Genomic DNA, 20,421 nt, shown 5'->3' on the forward strand with positions numbered 1-20,421 from the left:
GGATGAAGGACGAGGTTGGCGTCAGCCGCGCACGCGGTAGATGCTGACGCCGCTGTTACGGTAGACTTCTTCTAGCAGCCCGTCGCGGGCCATTTGCGCGAACTTGTCTATCCCGGCGCTATTGTAGTAGGCCCATTCCAGGGGGCCGGCGTAGACGTATTGCACGCCGTATTGATCTAAGATGCGCATCGCTTCGTTGGCGTCCGTGGTGTTGTACAGCAGGTTCACGTCGGCGATGCGTTTGCTGACGACGGTTCCCGGTAGGACGGTTCTTTGTTGTCGTTGATGCCAGTCCCAGCCGACAATTGCCGGCAATCCTGTATACATTGCCACCCGGTTCGCCGCTGCCCGGTAGGGGTTGTCGCTGTGCGCCTCGGCAATCACGGGCGAGCCATCAACATGGCGCATCATCCACTGAATCGCCTCATAATCATACCGCAGGGGAATCGTTTGCCCCATGTCGCCATACTCCGTCACCGTCATGAAGGCCATACCGTCCAGTGTGTGCGGCGCATCTGGGTTCATGCGAATTTGCCATTTTGCCTTCGTCGCCAGCACCGGGTAGAGCAAGGCCATCGCCACGAGGATGCCGAGGCTGGTTTGCCAGGCGAGGCGGCGTGTCTGGCCCCATGCTGCGCGCAACGCCGGCCACGCCCAGGCCACGGCCGCCCCGCTGACCACGCTCAAAATCAGCCACACTTGCAGGTAGAATTTGAACACGGTGTTCATGCGGCCAATGTCTCCTTGCAGGACGACGAATTCCACGGCCAGGGTGAGGAAGAAAGCGGCGGAAATGAGGATGAGGACGACGCGGCGCTCCGGCGATAGGTCAGGTCGCAATCCTAATAAGCCCGCCACGGCCACCAGCGACAACACCAGCGGGGCCACCCAGTAGCCGCGCAGCAGCAGGACCAGAATGAGCAGCAAATAGAGGGCAACTGCTCCGATCACAACCCGGCTCAACGGTTCCCACCGTCGCAGTCCTTCTTCCGTCCATGTCTGCGTCCAGGCGCGGAACTCGCGCGCCAGGTGGGTGACGAGGATGAACAGAAACAGGCCATAAATGAACAGGTAGTTGCTCAGGTGCGTGTGTGACCCTTGCCACAGTGTGACGGAGGCGTAGCCGACGCCGTAGTTTTGCGCGTAGGGGAGGAAGGTGATCACGGCGATGCCCACCAGCGCCGCGGTTTGCAGCGCCGCCTCGCCCAAGGCCACCAGACTCAGGCCGCCGCGACGGCGAATGCCGGCAAACAGCACAGCCAAACTACCGATCACCAGATAAGTAGGCCAGTCCCACGTATTCGTGGCGCGCAACACGCCAATCGCCAGCCCGCCTACCAGCCACTGCCCCACACGCTGCCAGCCGCGCCGCCGGTCGTCCGCTTCCTCCAGCGCCAGCGCCACCGCCCAACCCAACGCCAGCAGCATCAGGGGCATACTGATCATGTGCGCGTGCAGGTCGCCGTAGAGGAACGTAAAGAAGGGGAATTCGGTGATAGGGGCGGTTTCGCCTTCATTGATGTTGATGGCGCGGGTAGCGGTCCAGAACCAGTCGCCGGGGTAAATGGCGGGTGCTTTGCCGCCAATGAGGATGTCCGCGCCACCGTCCAGCACGCGCACCAGGTAATCGACCGTGCCAATGCCGGTCTCCACGGTGCTGTCGCTGGTGCGATACCAGGCATCCGCCAGCACTTTGACTTCCGCCAGGTTGCCGAGGAAGACGCACAAGAGCAGGGCGACCAGCCCGGCCATGACGGCGCGGGAGCGGAGTCGGGTCTGTACTCGCTGCCAGAGTGAGCCGACGGTTTCCCGGGCGCGTTCGCGGTAGGCGACGAGGTTGGCGGCGATGGTGAATGCGCCCATGCCGGTGAAGCTGAAGAGGGTGGGGAGGATGAGGTTGTAGGCGATTGCCGGCATTATCCCCAACAACTTCGTCAGCGCCCCCACATACACAAAACCATAGTAATAATAGTTAATGTACCCCCCGCTCAACCACGGATCGTAGGGCGGAAACGTCGTGCTTTTCATCACCGCCGTGAAATACGAGAGGTCCATAGGCTTCTCGCCACCCCAAATCACATCCCACACATCCGGGTTGCCCAGGCGGATGCCGATGAAAAGCAGATACAGGCCCAGGCTGACCGCCTCCATCAGCACAACGTAGCCGAGGTGGGCGCGCAGAAATTCGAGAATCTCCTGGCGGCGGCGCAGGAAAATGAACAGATTTAGTCCTACCAGCAGCGCCACGCCCACCAGCAACGTGCCGCGCGTGTTCCCCGCCAGTTTTAGGCTCGCCAGAATCCAGCCAAAATATGAGACCAGCAGCAGCGAAAGGATGCGGCTGAGGGCATAGCCCCGGTCGGCAAACCCGCGAAACAGCACAAAAGTCATGGGGAACGTGAGCAACCCCAACCCTACCACGGCCAACCACCAGATCACGGCTGCCGCCGCCGGGCTGCGCTCCAGCAGCCCGTCCAGGTGGAAAATGGCGCGGAACGTACCATTTGCTTGCTGCGTCGCTTCATCTTGCGGCGTGAGCATGAGGCCATTGGGGGCGCGCGTCGCCTGCCCCGGCGTCATGAAGATGACCTGGCTCAGGTCCACGTTGTTGAGTACGGCGGCGGTTTGCGCGGGGTCGTAATCGTCCTGCTTCACGAACACCCATACCGGTGGATGGTCGTAGACGCTGAACGCCTCTTCCGCCGCCAGATCGCCCGGCGGCGGCCAACCCGCCGGCGGCTGCTTACCCCAACCCACCTGCCCGGTAATGTCACTGACGTGCAGCGGGCCAATCGTGAAGTCCGCCTGGTATTGCTGGACCAACTCAAAACCCAGGTCGCCGTTGAACAGCCCCTCGTAATAGCGCATCGTTAGCGGGTAGGAGAGGGGCAGCCGCGCCGTACTCCAGATGGCGCGCTGGCTGGTGAGTAGGATCACGTCGGATTCGTTCAGCCACGCCAGCATTTGGTCGCGCTTTTCCGGGCTGTCCAGGTTGGTGATGGGGACCTGCCCGCCGGTGATGCCCACGAAGTATTGGCTGTACGGGTCGCGCCCGTGCAGGCGCACGGGCAGGGCATCGTCCCAGGTTTCATTGGCGATGACGCTGGTTCCCATGCGGATGGCGCCGCCGGGCCGTCCCTCGACGATGACGAGGTAGGGCGTGTTTGCCTGTAAGATGGCGGGAGCCAACGGCACGGTGATGGCCTGCCGTTCCTGCCCCAGGGTGAATGTTGCTTCCGCTTCCGCCAGTGGTTGGCTCTGGTTGTCGCCGCTGACCAGGCGCACGGCCAGCGCCGCGCTGTCGCTGCCACCTTCCGCGGCGCTGAGGTAGTTGAAGCGCACGCCGGTGACGGTGGCTGCGTTCGAGACCAGGGAGTCGGGCAGGGTGAAGGAGAGATTGAGCGGTAGGCTCTCCGGCATCAGGTCGTACCCTTTGAGGGGGAGCTGGATTTCGCCGGGCTGCCCATCCACTTCGTACACCAGTGACGCACCGCTGCGCAAGTTTTGATACATCCACTCGGATGCGGCGACGCGCGTTACCGGTTGGTGGTAAATCTGCACGAAGGCGTAGGCCCAGAGGAGGCTGGGGACGAAGGCGATCATGGCGAGGAGGGCAACGCCGAGGCGGTAGAGGGGGCGGCGGTTAGGGGCGGCGCCGGCCTTGCGCCAGAGTTCTACGAGTGCCCACCCCGCCAGCAGTAGGAGGAAGGGGTAGAGGGGGAGGAAGTAGCGGATGGATTTGACCCAGCGGGTAGCCATGAAGAGGAAGTAGAGGCCGATCCAGGCGACGGGGAGGGCGTGCGCCAGCCAGTCCGGTTTGCCGCGAATGATGCGCCACAAGGCCCAAAGGAAGCCGATCCAGGCGAGAATGCCGGCACTCAACCCCATCCCATACAGCACCATATTGCTCAACGGAAAGACGATGGGCGCGCGGTCCGTCCATTGCAGCGCCGGTGGGAAGCTGGCATCCGGGCTTTGCAGCCGCTGGATTTCTTCCATGTTGCTGCGCCAGGCGGGGTTGAAACCCACCAGCGTCTTGGCGACGATGGTCAGCAGGCCGGGTTCCGTGCCTGTTTCTTGCAACGCAATAGACCGGACCATGGCCGGGTCCTGGAAGGCGTAGGGCTGCGCCAGGCGGAACACGAGCAGCGACATCAGGGCGGCCAGGGCCACGCCGATGATGGCCCGCTGCACATCCGTGTAGCCGGCTTCGCTGGAGAGATAGCGAAGCCCCTGGTAGCCGGCAGCCTGGCCGCGGCGCGCCAGCCAGACGATGGCGGCGACGCCCGCGAGCATTGCCACGGGCGCGACATTGATGCGCGAGGCCACGACCAGCCCCAACCCCAGGCCAAACAGGAGCCACCAGCGCTTCTTCTCCCCGGCGGCGGCGGCGCGCACGGCCGTGTACATGGTCATGGTGGTGAGCGCGGCGGCCCAGTTGTCCATGGTGAAGAAGTGGGATTGCTGGATGGGCATGACGGCCACGGCCAGGAAGAGTGCGCCTAGCAACCCGACGCGCCAGTCGTAGAGGCGGCGGCCAATGAGGAAGATGAAGGCCACGGAGAGCAGGTCCACGAGGCCGCTGAGGGCGCGCCCGACGAGGTGAATGCCGTCGTAGGCGGTGAAGGAGTAGTGGCAGAGGGTGTCGAACAGGTCGCAGAACTTGACCGCCCATTCGGCGACGAGGCGGGTGGCCGTCATGGGGAAGTTACCGTAGACGTAGAAGGTCTGGCCGGCATTATATGGATTGAGCGGCGATTCCGAGGTGCGCAGGTAGGTCAGTGGATCCGTGCTGTGCAGTTGGGTTCCGACGATGGTGAGGAACCGCTCATCGGGGTGCAGATGGTTGTCGCCATCCCAGTTGAGGCCGGTGAAGCGGAAATAGGCGGCAAGGATGAGGATGAGTAGCAGGGGGACGAGGGCGATTTGCTCCCAGCTCCAGCGGCGCGGCGGAGGCGTTGGAGGAGTGTCCGTCGTTGCCGTTTGGTCGTTTGGTTCCTCAGGGAGGAGCGTTTGCGGGGAGAGGGCGTCCTGTTCTGGATCGGGCATGGGTCAAGTGAGTCGTGAAAGGGTGGTTTGAGAGTTGGTTTTCCGGTTGCGGCCGCGGCGGCCGGTTTTCCGCTGTTATTTATACACGGTGCTGCCGGCAAAAGCGCAAACTGCGCATGATGATAACCGAGAATGGTCGCCCGGTCGCGGGCGGCTATGAATTCTAACGAATTTATGCGGAAAGGAAAACCGCGCGGCCGGCGAAAAAGGGGTTTCGCGGGCTGGTGACAAAAATCGCCGTTTTGTTACAATCGCATTCCCTAACGGACCCATGCGTGCCGGCATTCGCAATCGACGACCGTCAACTGTCAATTGCCAACCATCAACTGTCAAATGACAACATCTTCCCGGAAGTTGCCGCCCAGGGCCATCATCTGTGACTAAGTTTCCGGGAAGATCATTCTCAGTCCCCCATGTATGTTCATAAGGAGTAAGTTGTGTTCAAGAAACCCCTGAGTATCGTTGCGTTTCTCTTATTGGCGGGCGCGTTTGTGTTGCTGCTTATCGGCAGCGGCGCGGCGCAGGCGGCCTCCACGCTGTCGGCGGGCGATCTGGCTGTCGTTGGCTTCAATTATGATGATCCGGATGAGTTCGCTTTTGTGCTGCTGGTGGACGTGGATGCCGGCACGGAAATAAAGTTCACGGATAATGGTTGGAAAGCGGACAACACCTTCCGCACCGGCGAAGGCATCCTGACGCTCACCGCCAACGTCCCCGTGGCTGCCGGAACCGTCGTGGATATGGTCGCGCCGTTTGCCGGCACGAGCGACTGGTCTACCTCTCTCTCCGGCAGCCTCGCCTTCTCCACCGGCGGCGACCAGATTCTCGTCTACCAGGGCACGGAAGCCAGCCCCACCTTCATCTACGCTCTGAACAGCGAAGGAACCGGTTGGCAGCCGGATGCGACCAATTCCAACACCTCCGCCCTGCCGCTCGGTCTTTCCAACGGCTACACGGCGGTGGCCTTGAACGAGGTGGACAACGCCGTGTACGCGGGGCCGACGGAGGGGACCGTTGTGACGCTGCTGGGCGTGATCGGCAGTACGGTGAACTGGTCGGGGGATGATGGGGTGCGGCAGATAATGCCGGCAGGTCCCTTCACCATTCTCCCCCCCGGCGGCCCCACCCCTACGCCCACGACGCCCCCGCCTTCCTGCGCCACCATTCCCGAAATTCAGGGATCGGGCAACGCTTCCCCGTGCGAAAACCAGTATGTGAGCAACATTGAAGGCTGCATCACAGGCGTCACCAATACCGGCTTTTACTTCCAGGATGAAACAGGCGACGGCGATCCGGCCACGTCCGATGGTATTTATGTCTACCAATACAGCACCTGGACCAATCCGGGCAACTGGGCGATTGGCGACCGGGCCCGTGTCTCCGGTCAGATCATCGAGTATTACGATACGACCGAATTCCAGTCCGGCAATAGCGTGACCATCATTGGCAGTTGCACCCCGCCTGCCGCCGTCACCGTGCCCCCCTACACCGATCCCAACATGAATGCGATGACCTTGTACGAACAGTATGAGGGGATGCGCGTGCAGATGACGTTTGACGGCTGGGTTGTGGGCGCGACCAAGCGTTTTATTTCCGACTTCCCCGCGGGCGACCCGGAAATCGCCTTCGTGGATTTCGGCAGCGCCATACCCGCTTACAGCCGCGTTTTTGAGATGGATTATGCCGGCTACCAGGGCATCAATTACATCAGCGGCGGGTTGGATCAGGATTTGCCCGACCTGGATTTTGGCGATGAAATTGCCGGCACGAACGTCACCGGTGTCTTGGGGTATCAATTCGACAAATACACGCTCCTCGTGGACGTGGCCCCCACGCTGAATACCGTGGACAACGCAGACGTCACGCCGACCAACCCGGACTTGAATGCCCTGGCGCAGGAGTTCGACGTTTGCTCCTTCAACGTCGAGAACCTGTTCGACTACATCAACGACGGTCAGGGTGACTGGGGTGATTGGGCGCCCGGTTGGCCCAACAGTGGTTCGCCCGAAGGTCAGGCGTTGTACGCGACCAAACTGGCGGATACGGCCAGCGTGATCGTCAACGGCATGAAGTCCTGCCAGGTGATAGGCGTGCAGGAAATGGAGGGCAAGCAGCAGGTGTATAACGATCTGGCGGCGGCGGTGGCCGCGCTGACGCCCGGCTACGGTTGGACCGGTGTCTACGTCGAATCGGGCGACGCGCGCGACATCTCGCAGGGCTTCCTCTATCGCAGCGATGTGACCCTGGTGGGTAGCGTCACGCCGGTGAGCGGCGCGCCATACACGTCCTGGGTGGCGGATGGCGTGTTGGACTTCGTGCGTGTTCCGGCGGCGGCGTTGTTCCGTTTCCATGCCGGCACGCCCTTCCAGACTGACATTCATATCTATACCGCGCACTTCAAATCGAAGCGCTCCAGCAATTCTTGCGCCACGCCCGATTGCACGGACGTGCGCGAGAAGGAAGCGGCGGATATGCGCGACATCCTGGCGCATCACCAGGGAGCGGGGGAGCAGGCGATTGGCGGCGGCGACCTGAATGATACGTTTGGCTCTTCGCCGATTGCCATTTTGGAAGCCTCCCCGGACGTGACGACGTTGTATGCGAATCTGCCGGCATCCGCCCGCTGGAGTTACGTGTTCAATGGCGAGAGCGAAGTGCTGGACCACATGTATGCCACAAACAACCTGGTCGGACCGGCGCTGCCATCGCTGCTCTGGCAGTTCAGTTTCAACCCAATCCACGTCCACGCCGACTTCCCCAGCAATGAACGCTCATCCGACCATGATCCGCTGCGTGCGATTTTTGGGGTGCCGGATTTGAGTGATATGCCGGCATTCGGCACAGCCTGGCACAGCTATGATGGCCTGCAACTGGGGGCCACCTGGGACGGCGATGCGAACGACGCTGCCGGCAGCGACAACGCCACGGACGATGGCATTGCCATCCAGGCCACCTACTGGCATCCCTACCAGACCGTGAACGTGGCCGTGAACGTGATGGGCGGCGGCGGTTGGCTGGCCGGCTGGTTCGACTGGAACCTGAACGGCGCGTTCGACCCCGGCGAGATGGGCATCAACAGTGCCGTGAACGCCGGCGCGAACACCGTTGCCGTCACCATTCCCGGCACGGCCCAGATCGGCCTTGGCGCCGTCTCCGTGCTGCCCGCCCGTTTCCGTCTCTACAACAGCCCCACCGACCCCACGGCCATGACAACCGGCGGTGTCGTCGGCGGCGAAGTCGAAGATTACAACTTCAATATTCCCGCTTCCGGCGCGCCCATGCTCAACCTCAGCTACACCTACCAGATGAACAATGGCACGTCCGGCTCCGGCTTCGCCACCTTGTTGGCCGGGCAGACTTTCGTGGACAATGGCACAGGCGGTAACTGGACCTTCCTCAGTAACCCGGCGCGCATCTACCTGCAATACAGCGGTGGCGCCAACTGCGCCGCCCGCGTCCTCGGTTACTTCACCGGTCCCACGACGCTGCAAGGCTATCGACTCTGCCAGGACGGTTCCGGCGCGGTCGGCATTTGGAATGCCACCCGCGTCCTCAGTCCGCAATAAGTGACAAGGGCGCATCCGTACTAAAGATTGGTGATGACGGATGCGCTGGACTGGTGGAAATGGCCGTTGCGCGCGCTAAATTGGTCCAATCTCCAGAGAGCGCTTGAAAAATAAACGGGTAATCGCGAATAGCCCCCTCCCCCCCCCCCGCGGGGGAAGGGGGTTGGGGGATGGGGGGGCTTGCTTAAACCTCCAGACGCGATTACTGGAGCTGTTTCTTAAAGTTCAACAAGCTTCCGGGAAGGGGGTCACTCGCGCAAATCTTCCCGGAAGCTCCGGACTTCCGGGAAGGTGGCCGCTCCAACGGCACAAAAGAAATTGCATCCGGGGCGCACCTGACTATAATGACAGGCAGTCAGGCCGTGATTTTCTGCGGCCATGACGACTTGTTGACGCCAATAGTGAGAGCCGCCTGTCACCATGTTGCTAATGACGCACACTGTACACAGGTGATTCCACCCACTAGCACAAAGAAAGAGTGAATCGAATGGACAATGCAACAGCAGCCCGCATCCTGGTAATTGAAGACGAAGACCGTATCCGCCAGTTTTTGCAACGTGGCTTGACTTATGAAGGGTATCGCGTGGACGCGGCGGCGGATGGGCGCATTGGCTTGGAATTGGCCCGTGATACGCCCCCTGATCTGGTGCTGTTGGACATCATGCTGCCCGGCATTGATGGATTTGAAGTATGCCGACGGCTGCGCGCCGTAAGCAAGGTGCCGATTCTGATGCTCACGGCGAAGGAGTCGATTGAGGATCGGGTGACGGGGCTGGACGCGGGCGCGGATGATTATCTGACAAAGCCGTTTTCGTTTGATGAGTTGCTGGCGCGGGTGCGGGCGCTGTTGCGGCGGGCGCAGCCGGCGAAGCCGCAGGTGTACCGTTTTGCCGACCTGGAATTGGATACGGGGACGCGGCAGGGGCGTCGTGCCGGCAAAACCTTCGACCTCACCGCCAAAGAATACGAACTCCTGGAACTCTTCATGCGTCATCCTCGCCAGGTGCTCACCCGCGACGTCATCTTCGACCGCGTCTGGAACTACGACTTTGGTGGCGAAAGCAACATCATCGAGGTCTACGTCCGCTACCTGCGCCAGAAAACAGAACAAGACGATCTCTCCCGCCTGATACACACCGTCCGTGGCATTGGTTACGTCCTGCGCGAAGAATAACGGGCGCGCCGTTGGCGGGACACTTTGGGTCTACTCATCCTGCCCTTATCTTTTCTCGGTAGAATTCTCCCAGATTTGATTCCGCCTTTGGAGAAACCTTTGTCCATTCGCTTGCGCCTCACCCTCGTCTATACTTTCATCCTCAGCGTCATCATTATCTCCTTTGGCGGCGCTGTCTACATCATTTCCCGCGAGACGCTGTTGGCGGAGGTCGATCAGAGCTTGCAGGAAATAGCCGCGGCGGTGCGCGACCGTAGCCAGGCGGTGACACTGCGTGACCTGCCGATTGTCGTTCTCTCCACCGATGGACTGGATATGTTCCAGTCCGCCTCCTATTTCGTCACGATTGTCGATGAGAATGGACGCTACGTCGACAGTTCGACCAGCCTACGCGGCTACAATCAACTCCTCGATCCTTCCGGTTTGCACCAGGAACCCTATTACAGCATGGTCATGCGCCATAACAGCACGCTGCGCGTCCTTACCGTGCCGCTGGCCGTGACCACCCCCGCGGGAGCCGACATCATCGGCTACGTCCAGGTCGCCACCCTGATCGACGATTACTTGCTGGCGATGCAGCGCCTGCGCCTGACGCTGTTGTTCACGGGAATTGCCGCTATCACCCTTTCGTTGTTTGTAGGCGTCTATGCGTCGCACGGGTATTTGAAGCCGCTGGATGACATTGCGGCTGTTGCGCTGCAAATAACGCGGGCGGACGATCTGGGGCGGCGGCTGCCGGATACGGGGCGGGAAGATGAGATCGGCCACATGACGATGGCCCTGAATATGACGCTGGACCGCCTGGAGAAGTTGTTTCGCTCACAGCAGCGCTTCCTGGCGGATGTGTCGCATGAGTTGCGCACGCCCCTGACGGCGCTGCAAGGGAACGTGGATTTAATGCGCCGCATGGGGGAGGCGGACGAGGAATCGCTGGCAGCCATGCAGGAGGAACTGGCGCGGATGACGCGCCTGGTGGGGGATTTGCTGTTTCTGGCGCGTGCGGACGCCGGCGGCCTGCCGATTCAACGCCAGCCGGTTGATTTTGACACCGTTTTCCTGGATGTGTATCGGCAGGCGCAGCATTTGACGGACAGCGTGCGGATTGAGTTGGTGGAAGTGGATCAGGTGCGCCTGTTGGGGGATGGGGATCGTTTGCGTCAACTCTTGCTCAATCTGGTGGACAATGCGATCAAGTACACGCCCGCGGGGGGCAAAGTGAGTCTGGCGCTGTGCAAGGAAGACGGCATGGCGCGCGTTGAGGTGACGGATACGGGTGTGGGAATTCCGCCAGAACATCTGCCCTTGATTTTTGATCGGTTCTACCGGGTGGATGAGGCGCGCACGCGGATTCAGGGGGGATCAGGATTGGGTTTGTCGATTTCGCATTGGATTGCCCAGGCGCACGGGGGGCGGATTACGGTGACGAGCGAGGTGGGGAAGGGGACGACGTTTGTGTTGTGGCTGCCGGTGCTGCCGGAGGCGCGGCGCGTGATGCCGGCATCTACCACCGAAACGGGCGCGGCGCGGCGGGTATTGGCGGCCATCAGCAGCAACCGCCACGATCTCCCCTGACTGCAATTATCGCCGCAGCAAGATGTAGACGCCAATCAGCACCAGGAATAGGGCGCTGAGAATGCCGGCATCAAACCACCCAAAATTGTTCAGCAGCAGAAAAGCCCCCAACAACATCAGCAGACCCCCTATCAGTAGCGGACGCCCTTCGGACTGACTGAGCCGCTCCACGCTTTCGCTCACCGTCTGCCCCAATGTAGACAGGTTTTGCCGAGCGTATGCGCGCGGTGGCGTGTCCAGGTGCGTCTCGCGCGGCATAATCACCGTCAGCGCCAGGTACAGGAGCGGGCCGAGGCCGCTGGCGGGGATCAGGAGCAAAAACGCAATACGCACCAGCAGCGGGTCAATTTTCATGTAAGCGGCAATGCCACCGCAGACGCCGGCGATGATTTTGTCTGTTTCACTGCGTACAAGTCGATTTTCGGTCATAATGTCGTCAAAAGTGGGTGATTGATTGTTGATGTGGATGGTGACTATTCACGACGACCTTCCCGGAAGTTGTTTTGATGCCAAACGATCTGGATAATGAGGCGTTTGGGGCTTGAAATCGAGCTTCCGGGCAGATCGCCTGGACCATATACCCCAGAGGCAGGATAGTCACTGTGTACGTGCCTATACGACGCTAGATCGTGAAAGTTGCGCCTCAATTGCATCCCCAAATCGTGAGAAGGGTCTCATAATGGTCCACACCCGCCATCATGGGTGTGCTTGGGGGTGGCTGGTTGTGTTATACTGCGCCGCTGATCGGATACGGCGAATGTGCGTCGCCGTTGCACTGTGCGTGTGGAAATTACACACTGCGACAATTTCAATACGACCCGGACTGGCGCAGTCTTCCTACTGTTCCGGTCTCTCTGGAATCAATGCCGGCATCCTGGAAAGAAAACCTCGCCACTTTCATGCAATACCCTCCCATGCGCTTCTTGCTGCCCTGGGCCGTGCGTTTGTTGGCCCCGCGACAGCGCGTGGGTGTGGCGTTGGTTGTGCGCAACGATGCCGGCAATGTCCTCATGCTACGACACGTTTTTCACCCCCACGTCCCCTGGGGACTCCCCGGCGGCTGGCTGAAACGGAACGAAGACCCCGTTATCGGCGCGCTGCGCGAACTGCGCGAAGAAACGGGTCTCCACGCCGTGGTTGGCCCCGTGGTCCATGTGAGTTATGATCCCAAACCGCCGCATATTGGCCTTGCCTATCTCGCCTACGCGAATGGCGCAGAGGCCCTCAACGCGCCGTTGCGCCTGAGCGGCGAGATCCTGGAAGCCGCCTGGTTTCCGCCCCGCGCGTTGCCGCAACCGCTGCTCCCGTTTGTGGCCGCCGCCATCGCCGCGGCTGTGCGGGAAGACGTGTCTCCAGCTTAGGACTGACGATGAAATAAAGTGCGGAATCGCATCGTCAGTTTGCAGGAACGGCAAGGAAACCACTTCGTTGTCTTAAAATTCCGTTCCTTAAAGCTGCACAACGAATAGGATTGCATGACGTATGAACCGACGTTCATCGCCCGGATTGGGACAGTGGCTGACCGTCTCCTTGATGGTCGTGTTCATCATTTTTCTGTTTTTCAAGTTGTATCAGTACACGCAGTTTCAGGCATTTATGCCGGCAGGAATGACCATTGCCGGCGTAGACGTAGGCGGACTCACGCGCGAACAGGCCAGCGACCTGCTCACCGAACGCTACCTGCGCGCCCCCGTCACTGTTTACCACCTCGATACGGCCATCCAGATCGATCCCGTCGATGCCGAATTCCAGCTTGACCTGCCCACCATGCTCAGCGAAGCGGATTTTGAGCGCAGCCAGCAAGATTTCTGGTCCGGCTTCTGGGGCTTTCTCTGGGGGCGTCCCGTCAATGTGAACATGGTAGAACTGCGTGCCACGCACAACCGCGACGCGCTGCGGGACGTGGTGCAACTGATTGCCAGCTCGCTCGATCAGCCGGCACAGCCGCCGCAGCCCGTGCCCACTTCCATGAGCTTCCAGTATGGCGCGTCGGGTACGAAGACGGACATCGAAACCAGTCTGCCGGCCATTGAAAATGCCTTTTATCGCGCCGTGGACCGTGAGGCGACGTTGGTTGTGGACCCGATTGAGGCGCAGCGCCCGGACATTCAACTGCTCGCTCGCCTCATGGTGAACCATTTGCAAGGTTTCAACGGCGTTGCCAGCGTTTTCATCATGGATTTGCAAACGGGCGAGGAGATTTCCTACCAGCCAGATGTGGCCGTCTCTGGCATGGATATGCTCAAACTGCCCATTACGCTGGAAGCGTATCGCTTGCTGGACCCACCCTTGACGCTATCGCAGACCAGTCTCATTTCCAATACGCTGATGCAGCCGGGCAACACGGCGGCAAACCAATTGTTAACGGTTGTTGCCGGCAAAAACGATCCGTTTGCCGGCGCGGACATCGTCACAGAGGATTTGCAGCGATTGGGGCTGGTGGATACCTTCATGGTCGCGCCCTATGATGAAGCGCCACGCCCCACACTGCGCACGCGCCAGACACCCGCCAACCAAAACGCGGAACCGACCGCGAACCCCGATCCCGCGATGCAAACGACGGCGGAAGATATGGCTACGCTGCTGGCAATGCTCTACTACTGCGCCGAGGGTAATGGTGGGGCGCTACGGGCGATGTTTGCCGCCGATTTGACGCAGGGGAAATGTCAGGCGATTATCGACGTGATGACGCGCAACCGCATCGGTAGTCTGATTGAGGAGGGTGTGCCGCCCGATGTGCCCGTGGCGCACCGGCACGGTTGGATCAATGACACGCATGGAGATGCCGGCATCGTCTACTCCCCCAACGGCGCATACGTCATCGTCGTCTTTATGTACAAACCTGACTGGCTCGAATGGGAAATCAGCTCGCCCCTTATCGCCGAACTCTCCCGCGCCACCTACAATTACTTCAACTTCGACAACCCCTTCCTCGGCGGTTGAGTGGAGGCGAAGGCTTTTTCCGTATGTAAACGATCCCATTCCGTACCGAAAAAGCCTCAAGTCAATCCCAAAAACCACGCCTCTTCTGGATCATTATTTTTCTGGAATGGCCTAAATCGAAACGCTCGCTGTTTGATGGATGATTCGCATGAGAAGACAAACCTCCATTAGCACAATCCTCCTGCGCATTCTCCTGCTGCTCGTTTTTCTCGCGGGCGTTGGCTACGCCGGCTATCAGGCGTTCCAGTACTGGCAGGTGCGTGATTTGCTGCCGGTGGGGATGACGATTGCCGGCATCGACGTGGGTGGACTCACCCTCAATGAAGCCGCTGAACGAGTCAACGCCGCCTACACCGCCCCCATCTACCTCACCCATCTGGACGAACAGGTAGAAATTGATCCCGCCCGCGCCGGATTCCAATTCGACCTGGATGGCATGATGCAGGAAGCGCAAGCGATGCAGCAGACGCAAACCTTCTGGCAAGGCTTTGCCGCCTACCTGCTCCAGCGCCCCGTTGCGCCGGAAGCTGTCGAACTGAAGGCCAGCAGCGATACCAACACCCTGCGCGACATTTTGCAAATCGTCGCCGACTTGCTGGACCAACCGGCGCAAGCGCCAGGGATGAACACGGAGACCTTCACCTTCGTCCCGGGCAAGACGGGTTACACCACGGACATTGATGCCAGCCTGCCGGCAGTGCAACAGGTGCTGTTTCAGCCGGACAACCGCGTCGCCACGCTGGTCGTTCACGATCAACCGCCGGAGGCGCCCGGCATGGACATGCTCAAGCGCGCCGTGCAGGCGGAGTTGAACAGTTTCGCCGGCGTGGGCAGCGTATTTGTGATGGACCTGGAAACGGGCGAAGAGTTTGGCATCAACGCGGACACCGCCCTGTCCGGCCTCAGCATCCTCAAAGTGGGCATTTTCGTGGATGCGTTTCGCGCTTTGAATGGGCCGCCCGATGAATATGTGCGGAGCCTCCTGGAAGATACGGCGATTCATTCTAGCGACTACGGAGCTAACCTGCTGCTGCACGTGGCCGCGGGCGAGAATAACACGTACAAAGGCGCGGATGTGTTTACGGAATCGATGCACGAGTTGGGATTGGTGAACACGTTCATGGCTGTGCCTTATGACGCGGCGGTGGTGGCTACGCGCCCCAGCACCTACGTCACGCCGGCCAATTCCGCGGGCGAACTGCCCATGCAGCCCGATCCGGCGCGCCAGTCCACGGCGGAGGATATGGGCACGCTGATGTCCATGATTTACTATTGCAGCAAGGGGGGCGGCACGCTGCTGGCGGTCTATCCCGACCAGATTACGCCGGGGGAATGCCAGGAGATTATTGATCTGATGGAGCAAAATCTGGAGGGGAACCTGATTCGCTTTGGTGTGCCCGATGGTGTGCCTGTTTCGCATAAGCATGGGTGGGATAGTGTGACGCATGGCGATGCCGGCATTGTCTACTCCCCCGGCGGCGATTATGTCATCGTCGAATACCTGCACCAATCAGGCGACTGGCTGCCCATTGAGTACAGCTTCCCCGTCCTGCGCGAGATTTCCCGCATCGTCTACAACTATTTCAACCCCGACCAACCCTTCGCCGGGCGTCCCTCCACCCTGGGTGATGACCTTTCTCCTACCCCCGAACCCACCCTGGAGCCGACACCGGAACCCACGCCGGAAAGTGGAAACTGAGAGAAATGATCAATTGTTGAATGGGCGAATTGTCGTATGGCTAACGAGTCGCCACTCAGTTATCATTATTCAGTAGCCGCGCCAGCGTCGGCAGTGCCTCCACATCGTACATTAGCCAGCGCGCCAACTCATCATGGGGCCAATTCTGCCGCCATTGCCGGTACGTCTGCATGGGCAGGTTGTGGAAGAATAGCGCCACGACCACGGGGACGCGATACGTCAATGGTTCGCCGTAGTAGACGCCGGTCAGCACCCCCGGCAAGGAGCCACCCTTATACCCCATTGTCCAGAACACGTCCTGGTTCACAGCGAAGATCATGGGCCACTCCAGATAGTGCCGCACCAGGATATTCATGTAGCCGGTCGTTAGTTGATTTTGGGCAATCCGACTCATCAAGTTCGCGTAGTCACGGGCTGAAGCACGTGCGCCCAGAGACTCGGTGAATAGCCGCTGTGTCTGGACGGACGGTCGGCGATTGCTGCGTCGCCAGGCGATTTCCGCGGCGCGAAAACTGGGGTCCAGGGCGAAGGCGTCGGTCAGGCGCATCACGTCCGCGCCATAGGCGTCCAGGTCGGCGGCGTATTGCTTGATGGCATCCGGGTCGCTGCCGGCACGCAAATGATTCGCCATCACCAAAAACTGACCAATAAACGGGCAGGGCGCACCCTGGCTGCCCAATCCCATCTCCTGGGCGGTGGCTTCGAGGCGCGCCTGCCCCAGCCGCTGATGCAGATAATCCGCCGCCGCGTTGGAGCTGTGTTGTATCATCATCCACGGCACTTCTTCCAGGGGCGTGCGGGGGGGATCGGCGGCAATCAGGTCTCGCGTGCCGGCATCTTCCAGGGCATACGTGTGCGCGTTCAGGTCCGTTCCCGGCAGATAATACTGCTCCAGATCACGCAGTGGAACCCACTCCGTGGGATCAAGCTCCCCCGCGTTCACCGCCTCCGCATAAGCCAACAAGTCGATTAACTTGGCAACGGAAGCCAGCGGCATCGGCGTATCCGCATTCAAGTAGATGCCGTATGGCTCCTGCCCCACGCGGAAAGCCACCAGCCCCACGTCCTCCGGGTTCTCCAGAATATAGCGCACGGCAGCCCGCGCCGTCTCCGGCACGTCGTCGAGAAGTTGGTTTGGGTTGAGGCTGGTGGTGGTCGGCGGCGTGTTGGGCGGCTGCAAGGGCAGCGTTGTGCCACAGGGGGAGGAGAGCAGGGGCAGCGGCGTGGGCGAGGCCGTGGGCAGGGGGCTGGGAGAAGGCGCGGGCTTTTCCGTTGGCGCGGGCGTTGATTCTATTGCAGCCGTTGGGGTAACGGTTGCCGGCAAATGGCTTGTCGGGGACGCGCCGGCGATAGGGACGGGCGATGGCGGGGGAGTCGGACGACACGCCGCCAGCACCCATAGGCATGCCCACAACCAGAAGTAGTGCGCTCCTTTCCCCATATCCTTCATTTCGATTTGTCGCCGCCAGGCGTTACCCAAATCAATCGTACTCCCGTGGCTGGCGCGCCAACACCTGGCGCGCCAACACCTGGCGCGTCACCTGGCGCGCTGCCTCTTCCTGCTGTGCGCGTGGATGTTGTCGTTGCTGCCCTTCGACAATGAAGCGGCACGCCTCCTCCACGGAATCCGTCACGAACATCAGGTCGAGATCCGCGGCGGCGATCTTCCCTTCCTGGAGCATCGTCTGGCGCAGCCACGTCAGTAGCCCCTGCCAATAGCCGCTGCCGAACAGCACCACCGGAAAGTGACGAATCTTGCCCGTCTGGATTAGTGTCAGGGACTCAAATAGCTCATCCATCGTGCCGAAGCCACCGGGGAAGATGACAAAGCCCTGCGCGTATTTGACGAACATCATCTTGCGGATGAAGAAGTAATGAAACTGCACCGGCAGGTCCACCCAGCGGTTGGTTCCCTGCTCAAAGGGCAGTTCGACGTTCAGCCCCACGGAGGTGACGCCGGCGGTACTTGCGCCCTGGTTGGCGGCAGCCATGATGCCGGGGCCGCCACCGGTGATGATATTGAAGCCCGCCTGTCCCAGTTGGTGCGCCAGATCGACCGCCTGCCGGTACTGCTCATCCTCGGGATGGGTGCGGGCCGAGCCGAAAATGGTCACGGCCGGTCCCAATTCCGTCAGCGCCTCGAACCCTTCCACGAATTCGCCCATGATGCGGAAGATGCGCCACGGGTCGGTGTGGATGAAGCTGTCCATCTTGCCCTGCGGGGAGGCGAGGAGTTGTTCGTCGTGCGTCTGTCGGGTTGGGGTTGGTTCAGACATAAGCTGTTCGGGAATGGCCTAGCGGGCTGTGAGACCGGTGAAGCCGAGGGGAACGACCTGGAAGAAGGTGTTGCCGGGAGCCAGGGGGATGACGTTGCCGTCCGCGTCGTAGAAGGTGAGCATGTAGCCCGGATCGACGCGCTGCCAGCGGCCATCGAATCGTTGGCCGTCGCGGAATATGGAGACGGGGCCTTCGCCCCATAGCTGGATTTCGATGGAGTAGTGGCCGCCGGCGACTTCGTCTTCCAGGATGAGGGTGTCTACGTGGTTGGCGGCGACGACGACGACGTTGCGGAAATTGATCTGCTGATTGGTGTTGGCGTCCAGGTGCGGTTCGCCATCCGCCCACCGCAGGTATCGTCCTGTGCCGGCATCATACTGCCAGAAAACGTTCGTCCCCAGATATTGCACCTCCACACTGTTCACCGGCGCGCCGTTGGTCGGCGACGCGGCGCTGAAGCCCATGTTGGAAGGCAGTTGCGGCGGCGTGTCCAGGTCGCGTTGCTGCAAAATGCGGCGCAGCGTGTCCGTATTCGTGTACAGCGTCTCCCAGCCCGGCTTGTTCGGGTTGCCGATCTCATAATCACGCCAGAAGCCATCGTGCCCAAAATCGGGCGAAATGACCCGGTCAAAGAAGCGACTGCCGCGGATCAGGTCGCGTACGGGGGCGCTGGAGCCGGAATAGGCAAACGCCGCGTCATACATCTTGGGAATCTCCAGGTCAATGAGCCGCCCACTGCGGATGGGGCCGACCAGGTCGGTCCCTTGGCCATAAAAAACGGCGGTGAAGCGCGTGATGCCCCCTTCGGCGTAATGCTCAAACACCAGATCGGCGCTGTTCAGGCCCGATTGCGGGCGCACGACGGCGGAGGAGTTGGAGATTTTGATGGCGATAGGGCGGTGGGCCAGGGTGGCGGGGTCGGCGACCGTCTCGCCTGTCAGGGGATTCACGTTAGCCGGAATCTGGTCTGGGCCAATGATGCCGCTGATCACGAGAGGCGTGGCGGCTTCTGGCGTGGGCGCGGGGGGAAGCGTGGGGGGGACGATGAGGGTGGGGGTGGGCGGAGCGGCTTGGGTGACGGAGACGGGCGGGGGCGGGAGTTCGGTGGCCGCGGCGGGGATGCTGCCGGCGGTCGTGGGCGCGGCGGGGAGGTTGGTGGGCGTTGGTGAGATGGCGCGGGAGGAGCCACAGCCGACCAATGCGCTGGCAATGAGCCACATCACAAGAAGGTGGAGTGGCATCCGGCGAGGGTGCTTGCAGCAAAGAGAGGGCATAAAAGGGGAACTCCTGACTTTAAGGGGGATGGAAGGCAGCGGGGAGCCGCGGGTGGGGATCAGCGTGTGCGGCGCTGCCACAATGTTTTGGGCGCGATTTCCATGGGGCTGTCGGCGTGGATGAAATCGAGCATCAATCTGTTAAAGGTGGCGGTTTCTTCGAGCATGGGGAAGTGGGTGCTGCCATTTAGCATGATGATGTGGCGGTTCTGTCCTGACCGCTGCCAGGTATTGTAGTCATCGCTGGGTATTTGGACAACCGGGTCTTGCTCGCCGTAGACGAGCAAGGTCTGGCAGCTTACGCGCTCCAAATCGGCGGCGAAACTGGCCTGGCTCAATTCTTGGGCCAGACGGCTGATGGCTCCGGGGTCGGTTTTGTGGGTTTCGGATTCGACTTCAGGGAAGGTGTGGGCTTTACCGAGGTATTTTTGCAGGAAAGTGCCGGCATTCATCGTCTTCAAACGCTCATTGATGTAGCTCCCCATAATGGGCAGCGCCACCGTCACCAGCCGCTTCACTCGGTCGGGATGCCGGTTGGCGAAACGCAGCGCCACCACGCCCCCTAACGCATGTCCCACCAGTGAGATAGGAGGGCGAATGCCCAAATGCCCCATAAACTGGTCCAGCATGGAAACATACGTGTCCAGCGAATACATCTGTTGCTCTTTGCTGGAGTCTCCAAACCCCCACAGATCGAAAGCAAACGTCCGGTGCTGCGTGGAAAGTGCTTGCATGGAGGGCCACCAATACCGCCACGAGCCAAGCCAGCCGTGGACGAAGATCAGTGGTTCGCCGCGGCCCAATGCCTCGTAGTGGATCAGGCGGTTGTTGACAGTCGTGATGCTCATCGTTGGCATAGCGGGCGAG

At 60.8% G+C, this 20,421-nt stretch carries 12 protein-coding genes; 6 read left to right on the forward strand and 6 right to left on the reverse strand.

Going from position 1 to position 20,421, the window contains the following annotated elements:
- Positions 1–21: 21 nt before the first annotated feature.
- A complete protein-coding gene (locus tag H6650_08465; GenBank protein MCB8952032.1) occupies positions 22–5,049 on the reverse strand; it encodes a glycosyltransferase family 39 protein in 5,028 nt (1,675 codons plus the stop codon).
- A 437-nt stretch (positions 5,050–5,486) separates the two neighbouring features.
- Between H6650_08465 and H6650_08470 the strand changes: the two genes are divergently transcribed.
- The 3 genes from H6650_08470 (at position 5,487) to H6650_08480 (ending at position 11,361) form a co-directional block, all read left to right on the forward strand.
- Positions 5,487–8,615: a hypothetical protein gene (locus H6650_08470; GenBank protein ID MCB8952033.1), complete on the forward strand. Its 3,129-nt coding sequence runs from the start codon at positions 5,487–5,489 to the stop codon at positions 8,613–8,615.
- A 487-nt stretch (positions 8,616–9,102) separates the two neighbouring features.
- The gene (locus H6650_08475; GenBank protein MCB8952034.1) at positions 9,103–9,789 is read left to right on the forward strand and encodes a response regulator transcription factor; all 687 of its coding nucleotides are present in this window, start codon (positions 9,103–9,105) and stop codon (positions 9,787–9,789) included.
- Between the two features lie 99 nt (positions 9,790–9,888).
- Positions 9,889–11,361: a HAMP domain-containing protein gene (locus H6650_08480; GenBank protein ID MCB8952035.1), complete on the forward strand. Its 1,473-nt coding sequence runs from the start codon at positions 9,889–9,891 to the stop codon at positions 11,359–11,361.
- A gap of 6 nt (positions 11,362–11,367) precedes the next feature.
- Here H6650_08480 and H6650_08485 read toward each other — a convergent pair whose 3' ends face one another.
- On the reverse strand, positions 11,368–11,790 hold the full coding sequence (locus tag H6650_08485; protein ID MCB8952036.1) for a PspC domain-containing protein: 423 nt from the start codon (positions 11,788–11,790) through the stop codon (positions 11,368–11,370).
- A gap of 434 nt (positions 11,791–12,224) precedes the next feature.
- Between H6650_08485 and H6650_08490 the strand changes: the two genes are divergently transcribed.
- From H6650_08490 to H6650_08500, 3 genes are all read left to right on the forward strand, one after another.
- Positions 12,225–12,722, forward strand: a complete 498-nt coding sequence (locus H6650_08490) for an NUDIX hydrolase (GenBank protein ID MCB8952037.1) — start codon at positions 12,225–12,227, stop codon at positions 12,720–12,722.
- A gap of 121 nt (positions 12,723–12,843) precedes the next feature.
- Positions 12,844–14,304, forward strand: a complete 1,461-nt coding sequence (locus H6650_08495; GenBank protein MCB8952038.1) for a serine hydrolase — start codon at positions 12,844–12,846, stop codon at positions 14,302–14,304.
- 148 nt (positions 14,305–14,452) lie between these two features.
- Complete coding sequence (locus H6650_08500) at positions 14,453–16,003, forward strand: serine hydrolase (GenBank protein MCB8952039.1); 1,551 nt, start codon at positions 14,453–14,455, stop codon at positions 16,001–16,003.
- Positions 16,004–16,058: 55 nt separating this feature from the next.
- On the opposite strand, the gene H6650_08505 is transcribed toward H6650_08500, so the two are convergent.
- The 4 genes from H6650_08505 to H6650_08520 all read right to left on the reverse strand — a co-directional run bounded on the left by H6650_08505 (position 16,059) and on the right by H6650_08520 (position 20,402).
- Positions 16,059–17,483 carry a serine hydrolase gene (locus tag H6650_08505; GenBank protein MCB8952040.1) on the reverse strand — a complete coding sequence of 475 codons (1,425 nt, stop codon included), beginning with the start codon at positions 17,481–17,483 and terminating at the stop codon, positions 16,059–16,061.
- A gap of 1 nt (position 17,484) precedes the next feature.
- On the reverse strand, positions 17,485–18,279 hold the full coding sequence (locus H6650_08510; protein ID MCB8952041.1) for a TIGR00730 family Rossman fold protein: 795 nt from the start codon (positions 18,277–18,279) through the stop codon (positions 17,485–17,487).
- Between the two features lie 18 nt (positions 18,280–18,297).
- On the reverse strand, positions 18,298–19,521 hold the full coding sequence (locus H6650_08515; GenBank protein ID MCB8952042.1) for a DUF3048 domain-containing protein: 1,224 nt from the start codon (positions 19,519–19,521) through the stop codon (positions 18,298–18,300).
- Positions 19,522–19,613: 92 nt separating this feature from the next.
- Positions 19,614–20,402: an alpha/beta hydrolase gene (locus H6650_08520; GenBank protein MCB8952043.1), complete on the reverse strand. Its 789-nt coding sequence runs from the start codon at positions 20,400–20,402 to the stop codon at positions 19,614–19,616.
- Positions 20,403–20,421 lie beyond the last annotated feature (19 nt).

This window comes from Ardenticatenales bacterium (genome assembly GCA_020634515.1).
Classification (GTDB): Bacteria; Chloroflexota; Anaerolineae; order Promineifilales; family Promineifilaceae; genus JAGVTM01.